Below are 15,008 nucleotides of genomic sequence, written 5' to 3' on the forward strand. Positions count from 1 at the left end.
GCCACCGGCGGCGCAGAGGAGAGACGCAGTGACCGCTCATCCCTCCCAGCGGGACACGTCGACGTCGGACGACGAGGAGCGAGCCTTCGCGTCCGCCTGGCGGCGGCAGCGCCTCGGCGTGGAGGACAGGACGGCGCGCGGCCGGGCGGCCCGCCGGATCACTCCCCGGTTCGTCCACGCAGGGTGGACCCCCGCGCTGGACCGCCCCGACCCCGTCGCGCTCCTGGAACAGCAGGCCCGCACGCGGCTGCCGGAGCTCGTCCCCATCCGCCACGGCCGGATGCTGGCGTCCCCGTTCGCCTTCTTCCGCGGGGCGGCGCTGATCATGGCCGGGGACCTCGCCAGGACGCCGCGGTCCGGCGTCACCGTGCAGTTGTGCGGAGACGCCCACCTCGCGAACTTCGGGTTGTTCGGGACGCCCGAGCGGCGGCTGCTCTTCGACCTCAACGACTTCGACGAGACGCTGCCGGGACCGTGGGAGTGGGACGTCAAGCGGCTCGCGACGAGCTTCGAGGTCCTCGGCCGCGACCGGGGGTTCTCCGCGGCCGACCGTTCCGCGATCGTGACTGCCGCTGTACGGGAGTACCGGGACCGCATGAGGACCGCGGCGGGGATGGGCGGGCTGCAGGCCTGGTACGAGCACCTGGAGGCCGGTGAGCTGCTCCGGATGGTGCGCAAGGAGGTCTCCGTCAAGCGCGTCGGCAAGCGGGTGGCCCACGAGCACGAGGAGATGGTGGCCAAGGCCCTCTCGCGCGACAGCACCCGCGTGCTCGCCAAGCGTGCCGGCACGGTCGACGGCGAACTGCGGATCGTGGCGGACCCGCCGATGATCGTCCCGATCGAGGACCTGGTGCTGGCCGGGACACCCTGGGCCGACCCGGGGCCGATGATCAAGAAGTTGTTGGCGTCCTACCGGCGGACGCTCACGCTGCACCACCACCCCCTCGAGGAGTACCGCTACCAGCACGCGGCGCGGAAGGTCGTCGGCGTCGGCAGCGTGGGGACCCGCTGCTACATCGTGCTGCTCGTCGGCCGGGACGACGGGGACCCGCTCTTCCTGCAGGTCAAGGAGGCCGGCCCCTCGGTCCTCGAGTCCCATCTGAGGCCGAGCACCTACCGGCACCACGGTCAGCGGGTGGTGGCCGGTCAGCGGCTGATGCAGGCCGCGACGGACATCTTCCTCGGCTGGCAGCGGATCAGCGGGCTGGACGGACGGACGCGAGACTTCTACGTGCGGCAGTTCCACGACTGGAAGGGCAGCGCCGACGTCGACACGATGGACGTCCGCGGGGCCACCCTCTACGCGCGGATCTGCGGAGCCACGCTCGGCCGGGCGCACGCGCGCTGGGGCGACCGCATCGCCGTCGCTGCCTACCTGGGGAAGGGGCCGGCGTTCGACGACGCGATCGCGAGGTTCGCCGTCGCCTACGCCGACCAGAACGAGCGCGACCACGCCGTGTTCAGCGCGGCTGTCGCGTCCGGGCGGGTGCCGGTGCTGGCCGGGCAGTGACGCGGTCGGCTCGCCGACGCGGGCCGGCCCGGGCACAGGCGCGGTCCGCACCCCGGAATGGGTGAGATCCCGGATCCTCTGGCCGGGCGGCGGCGCTAGCGTTCGGTCATGAGCGCATCTCCGCCGCGTGCCTCCCGCTCGCTGCTGGCGTCCCTCGTTCTGGGCGCCGCGCTGGTCGCCGCGGTGGGCGTCGTGGGCTGGCTGCTGCTGCTCCTCGTCAAGGGCACCGTCGTCGTGGTGGGCTGGGCGCTCGGCCTGGCGCTGATCGCGCTGCCCCTCCTGCTGGCCCGGCGCATCCTGGGCGGGCACACCGGCGCCGAGCGGCGACAGCGGCTGTGGACCATCGCCCAGGCAGTGGCCATCGGCGTGGCGCTGTGCGCGATCGCGTACTTCGTCGGCGACCACGGCTGGCTGCTGATCGTCGTCCCGGCCGCGGTGATCGCGGTGCTGCGCGGGGTCCGGGGCGTGCAGGCGTACCGAGAAGAGCGCGCCGTCCGCTGATCCGGCCGGACCTGCCGTCCTCGTCACGACCTCCAGCGACCGACCGCGGGAGCCTGGGTTGCCGCCTGTCGGCCATCCGCTCCCGAGCGACCGGGGCGCATCCGGTGCGCAATTGCCGACCGCCGGCAAGCTCTGCGCGCCGAGGTGACCGGCCGCGCCCCTGGGCCGGCCCCTGGTCCGCAGGGATCCTGGAGGCCAGGAGGTGGACTGTGCTGAGCAGTCATGAACGACGGGTCTGGCACGAGATCGAGCGGTCCTACAGGGGGGAGGTCGCCGAGCTCCTGCCGCCCCGCCCGCCCGCGCCGCACCGGGGAACTGCGGCCGGGCATCCCGTGGAGGATGCGCCTGCCGTACTGGTCGGCGGTGCCTCGGCTGCCATCCTGCTGATCCTCCTGGGCGCTCCGCTCCCGGGCATCGCGGTCGCCGCTGCCACGACGCTGGCCTGGCTGCTGTGGTGGAGGTGGCCGCGGCTGCGTGGGCGCGATGCCCGGGCGGGAGTCACGCCCGCCGCCGAGGACTCGGAAGCGCTCGGCCAGGACCACGCGGACCGGCGCTCACCGGCCGGCCGCGCCTGAGGCTGCCGCACCCCGATGCCACCGGCCCGGCACCGCGAGGGCGGTACCGGGCCGGTGGACGGACCTAGGTCAGCTGCAGCCGCTGGTGGAGCCGCAGCCCTCGCAGACGTAGCAGCTGCCGGCGGGGCGCATCTTCGTGCCGCAGGTCATGCACAGCGGCGCGTCGGTGGCGGTCCCGGTCACCAGCTCCAGCAGCTCGGCGGAGCTGTGCGCCTCCTTGATGCCCTTCTTGCCCTCGGCCTTGGCCCCTGTCTGGGCCTCGGCCTGGGCGGGCGTCTCGGTCGGGACCGAGTTGCGCAGCGCCTCGACGTCGACCTCGTCCTCCTCGACCACCGCGGCGGTCGAGGCGGGGGTGTCGTAGCCCGACACCTGCGCCGCGCGCTCCTCGGCGGTGAAGATGCCGAGGTTGGCCCGCTTGTCGACCGACAGGTGGTCCAGCGCCAGGCGACGGAAGATGTAGTCCATCACCGACTGGGCGATCCGGATGTCCGGGTCGTCGGTCATGCCGGCCGGCTCGAAGCGCATGTTGGTGAACTTCTGGATGTAGGTCTCCAGCGGCACACCGTGCTGCAGCGCGATCGAGATGCCGATCGAGAAGGCGTCCATGACACCGGCCAGGGTCGAGCCCTGCTTGCCGAGCTTGAGGAAGACCTCACCGAGGCTGCCATCCTCGTACATGCCGGCGGTCATGTAGCCCTCGGCACCGGCGACGCTGAACGACGTCGTCATGCTGGTGCGCTTCTTGGGCAGGCGCTTGCGCACCGGGTGGGACATGGCGGCCGGTGCCGCGGCGACCTCTGCCGCCTTGGCCTCGGCCTGCTTGCCCTCGTTCTTGCCCTTGCCGTCGGACAGCGGCTGGCCGACCTTGCAGTTGTCGCGGTAGATGGCCAGCGCCTTGAGGCCCATCTTCCAGCCCTGGAAGTAGATGTTCTCGACCTCTTCGACGGTCGCCGTCTCCGGCATGTTGACCGTCTTGCTGATCGCGCCGGAGATGAACGGCTGCACCGCGGCCATCATCCGGACGTGGCCCATCGGGGAGATGGCCCGCTCGCCCATCGCGCAGTCGAACACCTCGTAGTGCTCGGGACGCAGGCTCGGCGCGTTGACGACGTGGCCGTGCTCGGCGATGAACTCGACGATCGCCTCGACCTGCTCGTCCTGGTAGCCCAGGCTGCGGAGGGCCCGCGGCACCGTCTGGTTGACGATCTGCATGGAGCCGCCGCCGACCAGCTTCTTGAACTTGACCAGCGAGAAGTCCGGCTCGATGCCGGTCGTGTCGCAGTCCATCATGAAGCCGATGGTCCCGGTGGGGGCCAGCACGGAGGCCTGGGCGTTGCGCCAGCCGTTGTCGGCGCCGATCTCCAGGCACTCCTGCCACTGGGCGGTGGCGGCCTTGAGCACGTCGGCGTCGTCGGCGCCGACCGGGCGGATGGCGTCGTTGGCCGCCGAGTGCTTGCGCATGACCCGGGCGTGGGCGTCGGCGTTGCGGGCGTAGCCGTCGTAGGCGCCGACGATGCCGGCCAGCTCGGCCGAGCGGCGGTAGGCGGTGCCGGTCATCAGCGAGGTGATGGCGGCGGCCAGCGTCTGCCCGCCACGGGAGTCGTAGGCGTGGCCGGTCGCCATGAGCAGGGCGCCGAGGTTGGCGTAGCCGATGCCCAGCTGGCGGTAGGCGCGGGTGGTCTCACCGATCGGCGCGGTCGGGAAGTCGGCGAAGCAGATGGAGATGTCCATCGCCGTGATGACCAGCTCGACGGACTTGACGAAGTTCTTGGAGTCGAACGTGCCGTCGTCCTTCAGGAACTTCATGAGGTTCAGCGACGCCAGGTTGCACGAGCTGTTGTCCAGGCTCATGTACTCCGAGCAGGGGTTGGACGCGTTGATCCGGCCCGTCTCGGGGTTGGTGTGCCAGTCGTTGATCGTGTCGTCGTACTGGATGCCCGGGTCGGCGCACTCCCACGCGGCCTGGGTGACCTTGCGGAACAGGGTCTTGGCGTCGACGATCTCGAGGACCGAGCCGTCCATGCGGGCGCGCAGGCCGAAGTCGGTGCCCTCCTCGACCGCACGCATGAACTCGTCGGAGACCCGGACCGAGTTGTTGGCGTTCTGGTACTGGACGCTGGTGATGTCCTTGCCGCCGAGGTCCATGTCGTACCCGGCGTCACGCAGCGCGCGGATCTTGTCCTCCTCGCGCGCCTTGGTCTCGATGAACTCCTCGATGTCGGGGTGGTCGATGTCGAGGACGACCATCTTGGCCGCGCGGCGGGTGGCGCCACCGGACTTGATGGTGCCGGCGGAGGCGTCGGCGCCGCGCATGAAGGAGACCGGGCCGGAGGCGGTGCCACCGGAGGAGAGCAGCTCCTTGGAGGAGCGGATGCGGGAGAGGTTCAGGCCGGCGCCGGAGCCGCCCTTGAAGATCAGCCCCTCCTCGCGGTACCAGTTGAGGATCGAGTCCATCTCGTCGTCGACGGCGAGGATGAAGCAGGCGCTGACCTGCTGCGGCGCGCTCGTGCCGACGTTGAACCAGACGGGGCTGTTGAAGCTGAAGTACTGGTGCAGCAGCATCCAGGTCAGCTCGTTCTCGAAGATCTCCGCGTCGCCCTCGGTGGCGAAGTAGCCGTGCTCGCGCCCGGCCGCGCCGTAGGTCAGCACGACCCGGTCGATGAGCTGACGGAGGCTGGTCTCCCGCTGCGGGGTGCCGACGGCGCCACGGAAGTACTTCGTCGTGACGATGTTGGTGGCGTTGATGCTCCACTCGGCGGGGAACTCGACGCCGCGCTGCTCGAAGTTGATCGAGCCGTCCCGCCAGTTGGTCATGACGACGTCACGACGCTCCCAGGTCACCTCGTCGTACGGGTGCACACCGGCGGTGGTGAAGACCCGCTTGACCTTCAGGCCCTTCCCCCGGGTCGGTGCCTTGGCGGCACGACGCGTACGGCCCGACAGGCGGTCCTCGGTCTCGGTCACTGAGCTCTCCCTTGGTGTCTGGAGTGCGGCGGGGGAAGCGCCTTCTCCGGTACTGCTGGTTGGTTGTGTACCCGCTGGTGCTGACAGTTCTCAGGTGGTGCCCGGACGGGCGTCCGGTGTCATCCGTTCGGTCCGGCGTCGGCCGCTGCCGGGCCCCGCGACCCGCCCCGCCGGCGCGTGGCCGGCGGGTCCGGCTGCATGCCGGGCAGCGGCAGCGTCCCGGCGGTGAGGTGCCGGGAGCGCAGCTCGGAGATCTCCTTCTCGAAGTCCTCGATCGAGGTGAAGGCCCGGTAGACGCTGGCGAAGCGCAGGTAGGCCACCTCGTCGAGTTCCCGCAGCGGACGCAGGATCGCCAGCCCGACCTCGTGGGCCGGCACCTCCGCCGCCCCGGTCGCCCGGATCGCGTCCTCCACCTGCTGGGCGAGCTTCTGCAGCTGGTCCTCGTCGACCGGCCGGCCCTGGCAGGCACGGCGCACGCCGGCGACGACCTTGCTGCGGTTGAACGGCTCGCTCACCCCGCTGCGCTTGACGACGGCGAGGACCGCTTCCTCGACCGTGGTGAAGCGACGTCCGCAGGCGGGGCAGGACCGGCGACGACGCGTCGTGGCCCCCTCCTCCGCCTCCCGGGTCTCGATGACCCGGCTGTCCGGGTTGTGGCAGAAGGGGCAACGCACGGCGGTACCTCCTCCTCCGGACTGCACACCTCCCCCGCTGCCCCCGGGACGACCTCCGGCGGTCTCCGGGCGGGGTCGCTGTGGACCCTGCTGGGGACAACCGGTGCACTTCCGGGGGATGGACTGGGGACGCCCTGTGGACGGACTTACATCGGTGCAACTACTAGATGTAGGGGAACCCTAGGCAGGCCTCCACTAGATGTGCAAGAGCGACGCGGCGTGGCGTGTTCCCGTCCCTCGCGCGGATGGCCAGCAGCAGTCAGACACCCCAGCCGTCACACGGACACGCCGGGCAGAGCCGCGCGCAGCGTGCGCATCGGCCCTCGGAGGGTGTAGTGCGTGTCGCCGGACCCGACGGCGGCCGCCCCGTGGCGGGTCAGGCCGAGACGTCGCTCCACGGCCAGCCGGCGACGTCGTCCATCCGGATCGGACGCGTCGACAGGTCGGCCTCTCGCCCCCCGGAGCGGGCTCCCGGGACGGAGGCCGGCCGGCGGGTCTCGTCGGCGGCGCGGTGCCGGCCCACCACCGCCGTCGGAGCAGTCGCCGGCGCGCGGTGCCGCCCCGGGTCGGCCTCGGCGCACCGGATCACCGGGAGCTCCGCAGTGAGGTCGGCGGCGTGCCGGCGGCGGCGACCGGTTCCCGGTGAGGCAGACCCCGAGGGGCCCGACGCCAGCAGCCCGCGCAGCTCGGAGCGGCTCATCATCACGGTCTCGGCCGGCACCTCGGCCCGCCCGGCAGGCGCAGCCGGCGGGAGCGACGTCGGCTCCGGCAGGCGGACCGAGCGCAGGTCGACCCAGCGCACCTGCGGACCGCCACTCCGGACGACGCGCACCTGTGCCTCGCAGCCGCCCGACTCGTCGTGCCGCCACCCGAGGACGGCGCCGGGCCACCAGGCGCCGTCGGCGAGGACCTCGGCGTCGAGGGGCTGGGTGATGGAGGCCGCTGCTCGGCCGCGGGCGTCGACTGGCACGGGCAGAACGGTAGGTCGGACTCCCCACCCCACCCGGGGAGGACGTCGCCGGGAGGTTTGACGAAGATGCGCAGCAGGATTGTGCAGCCCGTCGCGCCGCGACGCCGGCCTCACGGGACCTCCAGCACCTGGCCCGGGACGACCGCGGAACTCTCCAGGTCGTTGAGCCGCTCGATGGCGTCGACGACCGCCCGGACGTCCTCCCCGCGCCCGGTCACCTCGGTGGCGATCGACCACACCGTGTCGCCGGGCTGGACCACGACCTCGGTGCGGCCCGCCAGTTCCAGCTCCCCGCCGCCGCCCAGGACCGCCGACAGCACCAGCACCGCCAGCGCCGCGCCCGCACCGAGGAGCGCCGCGAGGGCGCGCCAGCCGCGTCGGGTGAGCCGCAGCGACACCGGAGCCGCATCCGGCCGGCGGCTGCCGGCGGGACGGGACGTACTCGCACGCACCGGGCGCAGCTCTGGGCGCACACCCCGCCCGCCGGGGCGCGCCGGGTCGCGGCGCGGCGGCGGCCCACCGGCCACCGGACCACCGGCACGCGCCGGGCGAGCGCCCGCCCGTTCCGCCACCGGGCGACCCGGTTCGGCCACCCGCAGCCCCGTGCCACCCCCGGAGAACCCGACGACCCCGCGCTCCGTGCCCGCCACCCCAGCACCTCCTCCACGACGGCCGCCGGCGACACCGGCGACCGAACACGCATTCGAATCGAACGTCTGTGCGATGTCTACCGCACGCCGCCGACAGGATCGACCCGACACGGGCAGTTCGAACATGTGTTTGAGGAAGTGCCGCCGACGCGCTACGGTCCGACCGGGCACCGCCCGAGGTCCACCGCAGCGGCTGCGACCGGGACCAGGGGGTGGACGGACGAGTCGTGGGGACACGACCGGCGAGGAGGAGACGTGGCGGGCACGAGCGGGACGTCGGGGGGACGCGGCGGAGCACGCCGTGCGGGCGGTACGGCCACGGGCACCACAGCGGCCGGCACGTCCGGGACGACCGGGGAGGTCCGCACCTTCCCCGACCGGAGCGAGGCCGGTGACGGGCTGACCCAGCGGCAGCGGCGGGTCCTCGAGGTCATCCGCGACTCGATCGACCGCCGGGGCTACCCGCCGTCCGTCCGGGAGATCGGCGAGGCCGTGGGGCTCTCCTCCGCCTCGTCGGTCGCACACCAGCTGTCGGTGCTGCAGAAGAAGGGCTGGCTGCGCCGGGACCCGAACCGGCCGCGGGCGCTCGACGTGCGCCTGCCGGGCGAGACGGTCGTCGGCAGCGCCGGGGCGGTCCCGCCGCCCGTGGCCGAGGACTCCGCGAGCCCCGTGCCCACCTACGTCCCGCTGGTCGGCCGCATCGCCGCCGGTGGTCCGGTGCTGGCCGAGCAGGCCGTGGAGGACGTCTTCCCGCTCCCCCGCGAGCTGGTCGGCGAGGGCACCCTCTTCATGCTGAAGGTCACCGGTGACTCGATGGTCGAGGCGGCGATCTGCGACGGCGACTGGGTCGTCGTCCGCCAGCAGCCCACGGCCGAGAACGGCGAGATCGTGGCCGCCATGATCGACGGCGAGGCCACGGTAAAGACCTACAAGCGCCGGGACGGCCACGTGTGGCTGTTGCCGCACAACCCGGCGTACGAGCCGATCCCCGGCGACGACGCAACCGTCCTCGGCCGCGTGGTGACGGTGCTCCGGCGGATCTGACCGCCCGCACGGCCGGCGGGTCCGCAGGGACGCGCCGGCCGTGCGGCCTCAGACCCGGGGCGGCGATCCGCGCCGGAGGATGCGGCCCAGGATCCACACCACCACGGTCGCCACGATCGCGGCGACGAGGCCGGCGGCGACGGGCGAGACACCGTCGTCGCTGTCGGTGAGGACGTCGGTGAGCGACCCGTCCGGTGCCCCGGTGGCACCCGCCGGAGCGGGTGCGGCCGGTAGCGGCACCACGGTGACGGCGCTGGGCAGGCCCTCGCTGGCGACGACCAGGGCGGAGCCGTCGGCGGAGAAGCTGACGGCCTCCCCCTGCGGGGACTCCGGCAGCGCGATCCGCAGCGGCGTGCCCGCCAGGGCCGCCGCCACGTCGGAGCCGGCCAGTGGCCAGACATAGGCGTCGGTGTAGGTGCGCAGCGCCAGGGCGTGCCCGTCGGCGGCCACGGCTCCCCCGGTCACCAGCAGCTGCCCGGCCCGGCCCACCGGCCCACCCGGGGTCCCGGTGAGGGTGAGCTCCACGGAGGCGACCTCGACGAGGCCCACCGTCCCGTTCTCCTCCAGCGCGGCGACCGGCCGGTAGACGTCGCTGGCGCCGAAGACCTCCTTGGTCACCACGTACGGCGTGCCGTCGGGCGCCAGGAGCAGTGCCTCGGCGTCCCGCGGCCCGTCCGGGTAGGCGAGCCGGTAGACGCCGGTCGAGCCGTCCGGCCGCAGCGCGATCAGGGCGACCGTCTCGCGGATGGCGTTGTTGTCGCCCGTGTCGGCCAGCCAGACCGTGCCGTCCGGTCCGACGGCGAGGTCCTCGGGGTCGTAGGGATCGACGGCCGCCCGGTGCACGTTCGTGGTCTGGCACGCGGGGTCCAGCGCGTACACGGCGACCTCGTCGCCGCCGTCGTTGATGGCCAGCATGCTGCCGTCGGCGCCGACCACCAGTCCCGAGAGCTCGGTCAACGTGGGGTCGGTGATCTCGCACTGGACCGTCGCGGCGGGCGGTTCCTCCGCGGCGGCCACCGGAGCGGTCAGCGGCAGCGACAGCCCGGCCAGGGCCGCGACGCCCGCCGCGGCACGGGCCCGGCCGCCGACGTGCGGGACCGCCATGCGGTCACGCCAGCGGACGGCCTGCTCGGACACGCACCCAGCGTGACAGGATGAGTGCGTCCAGTGCGTGAACCACGCCCAGCAGCAGAACGCCGAGTGCCGCGCCGACGACGGCGTCACTGAACCAGTGGAAGTCCAGGGCGATCATCGCGAGGGCGCAGACGACCGGCCCGATCACGGCCAGGCCCCAGAGGACGCGCTGCGCGGTGGGCGGCATCCCGAACTGGACGGCCTGCCAGCGCGCCACCCCCCAGAGCAGCACCGCGTTGGCCACGTGCCCCGACGGGTACGAGGCGCCCTCCTCGTGGTGCAGGTACAGGCCGGCGTGCCCGGGGGCGGTCCGACCGATGCCCCACTTGACGCTGTACACGGTGACGCTGAGCAGCAGGAGGGCGACGAGCACCCGGGGCAACGGCAGCAGGGTGTGGCGGCGGACGGCCAGCCAGATGATGAGGCCGGCCAGCACGACGAGCATGGTGCCGCGGCCGCCGATCTGGGTGACCACCCACAACGGCGGGTAGGCCGCGGAGTCGCGCAGGTCCCACTCCGCCACCCAGTCCGACACCCGGACGTCGATCCGCTCGGTGACGCCGCGGCCGAGGACGTCGACGGTGACCACCACGGTGATGAGGGCGGCCAGCAGGAGCGCCCACCACGGCGGGCGCCCCACCGAGACCACCGCGGGGGAACCGGCGACCGGCTCCCCCAGGAACGACGGCCCGGCGGACCGTCGCTCCACGCCGCTGGTCACCCGGTCACGGTACCGGGGCGTGACCGCATCGTGACCTCGGCCGGGCGGGGCCGGCGCGGACCCCGTCAGGCGACCGGGGCGCCGAAGTCCTCGAGCGCCGCCGCCAGGGCGCCGTCCACCCGGGCGGACAGCCGCGTCCCGTCGGCCTCGTGGCTCTCGGTCAGCACCTCGCCGTCGCGGTGCACGCGGGCGACCAGGTCACCGCGGTCGTAGGGCACGAGGACGTCGACCTCGACGTCCGGGTGCGGCAGTCGGGCCGCCAGCACCTCCCGCAGCTGGTCGATCCCCTCGCCGGTGCGGGCCGAGACCCAGACGGCGCCGGGCAGGGCCTGGCGCAGCGTGAGCACGTCCTCCTCGCTCATCGCGTCGACCTTGTTGACGACGATGAGCTCGGGCACCGACCGGGCGTCGATGTCGGCGAGGACCACCCGCACCGCGTCGATCTGGCCGAGCGGGTCGGGATCGGCGCCGTCGACGACGTGCAGCAGCAGGTCGGCGGCGGCCACCTCCTCCAGCGTGGAGCGGAAGGCGTCGACGAGCTGGTGCGGCAGGTGCCGCACGAAGCCGACGGTGTCGGTGAGGGTGAACTCGCGGCCGTCGGGTGACTCCGCGCGCCGGACCGTCGGGTCGAGGGTGGCGAACAACGCGTTCTCCACCAGCACACCCGCGCCGGTCAGCCGGTTGAGCAGGCTCGACTTGCCGGCGTTGGTGTAGCCGGCGATCGCGACGCTGGGCACGGCGTTGCGGTCGCGGTTGGCCCGCTGGGTCTCCCGCGCCGTCGCCATGCCGGCGATCTCGCGGCGCAGCTTGCTCATGCGGGACCGGATGCGCCGCCGGTCGGTCTCGATCTTGGTCTCACCCGGACCGCGGGTACCGATGCCGCCACCACCGGCGACACGGCCACCGGCCTGCCGGGACAGGGACTCACCCCAGCCGCGCAGCCGCGGCAGCATGTACTGCATCTGCGCCAGCTCGACCTGGGCCTTGCCCTCCCGGCTGCTGGCGTGCTGGGCGAAGATGTCGAGGATCAGCGCGGTCCGGTCGACCACCTTGACCTTGAAGATCTTCTCCAGCGCGTTGAGCTGGCCGGGGGTCAGCTCGCCGTCGCAGATGACGGTGTCGGCGCCGGTCGCGGCGACGATGTCGCGGATCTCGTTGGCCTTGCCCGAGCCCACGTAGGTACCGGCATCGGGGGTGGAGCGGCGCTGGCTGACCGCCTCCAGCACCTGGGAACCCGCGGTCTCGGCCAGAGCGGCGAGCTCGGCGAGGGATCGGTCGGCGTCGGCCTGAGTGCCCTCGGTCCAGACGCCCACCAGCACGACGCGCTCCAGGCGCAGCTGGCGGTACTCGACCTCGGTGACGTCGGCGAGCTCGGTGGAGAGCCCGGCGACGCGCCGCAGACCGCCACGCGCCTCGAGGTCGTAGGACCCGGCGGTGTCGTCGGGCTCGTCCCACTGGCCGGCCGGCGCCGGGCGCGGAGTCTGCTCGACAGCGGGGGCGGGGGCGGGCGGGACGGAGCCGCTGGCGCGGTCGGCGCGCTCCTGGGCGTCGGCGAGCACGGCGCGGTTCTGTGCGGTCGTCATCGTCTCCAGCGTGGCATGCCCGTCGAGTCCGGGCACCTGAGTTGTGGCTGCTGCTCGTGTCATCGCCGGGTACAACACCGGCGGAGCCCGCATGCATCCCGGCCGGGCGGGGGTAGGGGTCCCGGCACCGGCATCCCCCGCCGGTCGACGAGGAGGCAGCCGTGAGCACCAGCAGCACCGAGGGCGTCGAGGACCCGGGCGCGGACCCGAGGGGGCTGAACCCGCCGCGGAACCCCTTCGGCGGCGCCGACCAGGACACCGGCCGCGGCGAGCCCCGCGGGACCGGCAACGTCGGGCCGGGCGACAAGCCGGAGGCCCCGACCGACGAGCCGGAGACGCGCGCGGACACGCCCGACTCCCCCTGAGCCAGGTGCACCGGCCGGTCCTCAGACGGCGGGGCTAGCCTCTCGCCGCGATGACGGACGGACGAGACACGGCGGTCGCCCTCCTGACGGCGACCGGTCTCGTCGTCGGGCACGGTGACTCGGCGGCGTGCGCTCCCGTCACCCTCGCCCTCCTGCCCGGACGGGCACTGGCGGTGGTGGGGCCCAACGGTGCGGGCAAGTCCACGGTGCTGCAGACCCTGGTCGGGCTCCTGCCGGCCCTGGACGGCGAGGCGGAGTTCGACGGGCAGCCGGTCGACGAGCGCCGAGCGCAGTACCGCCGCGACGTCGTCGCCGTCCTGGACGAGGACGCGTTCTTCCCGTCGCTCACCGGCCGCGAGCACCTGCTGCTCACCGCGCGCGGCCACGGGGTCGGCGACGCCGAGGACGTCGTCGACCGGGAGATCGCGGCCTTCGGTCTGGCCGAGCGGGCCGACGCCCTGCCCTCGGCACTGTCCTCCGGGCAGCGCCGCCGGCTCGCCCTGGCCGCCGCGTTCGTCCGGCCCGCGCGGCTGATGGTGCTCGACGAACCGGAACGGCGCCTGGACGCCGCCATGCGGACCACGCTGGCGGAGCGGCTGGCGACCCGCCGGGACGACGGCGCGGCGGTGCTCTTCGCCAGTCACGACGCCGCGGTCGTGGCCGCGGTCGCCGACGACGTGCTGCTCGTGGGCGACGAGGAGTGCCGCCTCCTCCCGCCGGACGCGGCCGCCGCGGCGATGGAGCGGTCCTGACCGCCCTGCCCGTCGGGGAGCCCGCGGCGGAGCTGACCGGCCGGGAGGTACGCCGGCTGGTGCGCCGGGCCGAGGCGGCGCTGGCGGACACGACCGTGTGGAGCCGGCTGGGCAGCGCTCTGGACGCGGCGACGACGACCGGCGTGCTGGTCGCCGTGCTCGGTGGGGTGCTGGCGTCCCTCCGGGAGGACATCGCCGCCCGCCCACCCGCGTCCGGCGGTGTGCTGAGCGGCGCTGCCACCGGCACGCTCCTCGGGCTGGTGGCCGTGGCCGCGGCGGTCCTCGTGCTCGACCGGCTGGGTCCGGTCAGCGCCACCCCGGCGGCGGCCGCGTGGTGGCTGCCCCTGCCGGCCTCCCGCCGGGCACTCCTGCGGGGCGAGCTGGTGCGGCTGACCGCCGGGTGCGCCGTCGTGGGGGCGGGACTCGGACTCGTCGGAGCGCTGCTGGGCGAGGCGACCCCGTCCTCCGTCGCGGGCGGGATCGCCGCCGGCGCGGTCGCGGGCGCGGGCCTGGCCGCGGCGACGTCGGTGCTGCAGGCGCGCGGCGGCGCGGGCCGCGCCGGCCCGGTTGCCGGCACCGTGCTGGTGGCGAGCGCGACCGTCGCGGCGGTGCTCGCGACGGCCGCCGCGCGCGGGGTCCTGGACGCCCCCGCGCACGGCCTCTCGCTGGGCGGCGGCGGGTGGGCGCCGCTGGTCCTCGTGCCGCTCGTCGCGGCGCTCGGGGTGGCGGCCGACCGGGGGCTGCCCCGGCTGCGCACCGGGGAGCTGCGGGTGCTCGGCGGCACCGCCGCGTACGCCGGCGCCTCGGTGCTCTCCCTGGACACGCGAGACCTCGGCCGGGCGTTGGCCGGGCGGCGCGAGCGGGCCCCCCGCCGGCCGTGGACCTTCGCGGCCGTCCGCAGCCCGTGGCAGGCGCTGGTCGCCGCCGACCTCGCCACGCTGGTCCGCGGCCGCTGGCAGGCCGGGCAGGTGCTGGTCGGGATCGCGCTGCCCGTCGTCGCCTGCCGCACCCAGGGGCTGAACCAGCTGCCGGTGGTCGTCTGGCTGACCTTCCTCGTCGGCTGGACGCTCGTCGCCGTCGCCGCCGGCCACCCGTCGCGCCAGGCGCAGGCCGCCCCGGCCGTCGACCGGCTCCTCCCGCTCGGCCCGGCGCAGGTGACCTGGACGCGCGCGGTCGTGCCGCTGGCCGTGGCCGCGGTCGCGTGCACGCTCACCGGCCTGCTGGTCGGCCTGGGCAGCGGTGCGCCGGGCTCGTGGACCGCCCTGGCGGCCGCCGGTGCGGCGGGGTGGGCGGCCGCGGCGGTGCGGGGCGCCTACCGGCCGGAGCTGGACTGGGCGGGGCCGGTCATGGCCACCCCGATGGGTGCGGTGCCGGTCGGTGTGGCGGCCACGCTGCTGCAGGGCCTGGACGTCGCCCTGGTCGCGAGCGTGCCGCTGCTCGTGGCGCTGCTGGTGGGCGGGGCGCCGTCCGCGTCACTCGTCGGCGTCCAGCTCCTGTGGGCGCTCGCCGTCGGCAGCGGCGGGATCGCGCTGACCGCCCGGCGGCGCTCGAAGGCCGGCTGAGCG

General features: G+C 74.3%; 13 protein-coding genes. 6 read left to right on the plus strand and 7 right to left on the minus strand.

Annotation, left to right across the window (positions count from 1 at the left end; all coding sequences use genetic code 11):
* The first annotated feature begins 28 nt into the window (after positions 1–28).
* Complete coding sequence (locus tag N555_RS0119985) at positions 29–1,510, plus strand: DUF2252 domain-containing protein (protein ID WP_231503029.1); 1,482 nt, start codon at positions 29–31, stop codon at positions 1,508–1,510.
* Between the two features lie 108 nt (positions 1,511–1,618).
* Complete coding sequence (locus N555_RS28025; RefSeq protein WP_029433268.1) at positions 1,619–2,011, plus strand: hypothetical protein; 393 nt, start codon at positions 1,619–1,621, stop codon at positions 2,009–2,011.
* Positions 2,012–2,655: 644 nt separating this feature from the next.
* Here the strand turns inward: N555_RS28025 and N555_RS0120000 are convergent.
* The 4 genes from N555_RS0120000 to N555_RS28030 all read right to left on the minus strand — a co-directional run bounded on the left by N555_RS0120000 (position 2,656) and on the right by N555_RS28030 (position 7,592).
* The gene (locus N555_RS0120000) at positions 2,656–5,550 is read right to left on the minus strand and encodes a vitamin B12-dependent ribonucleotide reductase (protein WP_029433270.1); all 2,895 of its coding nucleotides are present in this window, start codon (positions 5,548–5,550) and stop codon (positions 2,656–2,658) included.
* Between the two features lie 119 nt (positions 5,551–5,669).
* Complete coding sequence (gene nrdR / locus N555_RS0120005; RefSeq protein ID WP_029433271.1) at positions 5,670–6,224, minus strand: transcriptional regulator NrdR; 555 nt, start codon at positions 6,222–6,224, stop codon at positions 5,670–5,672.
* Between the two features lie 376 nt (positions 6,225–6,600).
* Positions 6,601–7,194, minus strand: coding sequence for a hypothetical protein (locus N555_RS0120015; protein WP_029433272.1), 594 nt, complete (start codon positions 7,192–7,194; stop codon positions 6,601–6,603).
* Positions 7,195–7,304: 110 nt separating this feature from the next.
* Positions 7,305–7,592: a LysM peptidoglycan-binding domain-containing protein gene (locus N555_RS28030; RefSeq protein ID WP_034511541.1), complete on the minus strand. Its 288-nt coding sequence runs from the start codon at positions 7,590–7,592 to the stop codon at positions 7,305–7,307.
* A gap of 507 nt (positions 7,593–8,099) precedes the next feature.
* Between N555_RS28030 and lexA the strand changes: the two genes are divergently transcribed.
* Positions 8,100–8,888 carry a transcriptional repressor LexA gene (gene lexA, locus N555_RS0120030; RefSeq protein WP_029433274.1) on the plus strand — a complete coding sequence of 263 codons (789 nt, stop codon included), beginning with the start codon at positions 8,100–8,102 and terminating at the stop codon, positions 8,886–8,888.
* 48 nt (positions 8,889–8,936) lie between these two features.
* Here lexA and N555_RS0120035 read toward each other — a convergent pair whose 3' ends face one another.
* The 3 genes from N555_RS0120035 to hflX form a co-directional block, all read right to left on the minus strand.
* Positions 8,937–10,025, minus strand: coding sequence for an NHL repeat-containing protein (locus N555_RS0120035; protein ID WP_231503031.1), 1,089 nt, complete (start codon positions 10,023–10,025; stop codon positions 8,937–8,939).
* Positions 9,997–10,743, minus strand: a complete 747-nt coding sequence (locus N555_RS0120040) for a phosphatase PAP2 family protein (RefSeq protein ID WP_231503033.1) — start codon at positions 10,741–10,743, stop codon at positions 9,997–9,999. Before N555_RS0120040 ends, N555_RS0120035 begins: the two co-directional genes overlap by 29 nt.
* Positions 10,744–10,808: 65 nt before the next feature.
* Positions 10,809–12,326: a GTPase HflX gene (hflX, locus tag N555_RS0120045; protein ID WP_034511694.1), complete on the minus strand. Its 1,518-nt coding sequence runs from the start codon at positions 12,324–12,326 to the stop codon at positions 10,809–10,811.
* A gap of 161 nt (positions 12,327–12,487) precedes the next feature.
* On the opposite strand from hflX, the gene N555_RS0120050 reads away from it, so the two are divergent.
* Genes N555_RS0120050 through N555_RS26275 form a run of 3 tightly spaced genes read left to right on the plus strand, consistent with a single transcriptional unit; the run spans position 12,488 to position 15,005 of the window.
* Entirely contained in the window at positions 12,488–12,691 is a 204-nt protein-coding gene (locus N555_RS0120050) for a hypothetical protein (protein WP_029433278.1), read from the plus strand.
* A 50-nt stretch (positions 12,692–12,741) separates the two neighbouring features.
* Positions 12,742–13,443, plus strand: coding sequence for an ABC transporter ATP-binding protein (locus N555_RS0120055; RefSeq protein WP_029433279.1), 702 nt, complete (start codon positions 12,742–12,744; stop codon positions 13,441–13,443).
* Positions 13,392–15,005 (plus strand): DUF6297 family protein, encoded by a 1,614-nt coding sequence (locus N555_RS26275; protein ID WP_034511544.1) that lies wholly within the window; start codon positions 13,392–13,394, stop codon positions 15,003–15,005. The genes N555_RS0120055 and N555_RS26275 overlap by 52 nt, the downstream gene beginning before the upstream one ends.
* Positions 15,006–15,008: the final 3 nt, after the last annotated feature.

The organism is Blastococcus sp. URHD0036, from assembly GCF_000701365.1.
GTDB lineage: Bacteria > Actinomycetota > Actinomycetes > Mycobacteriales > Geodermatophilaceae > Trujillonella.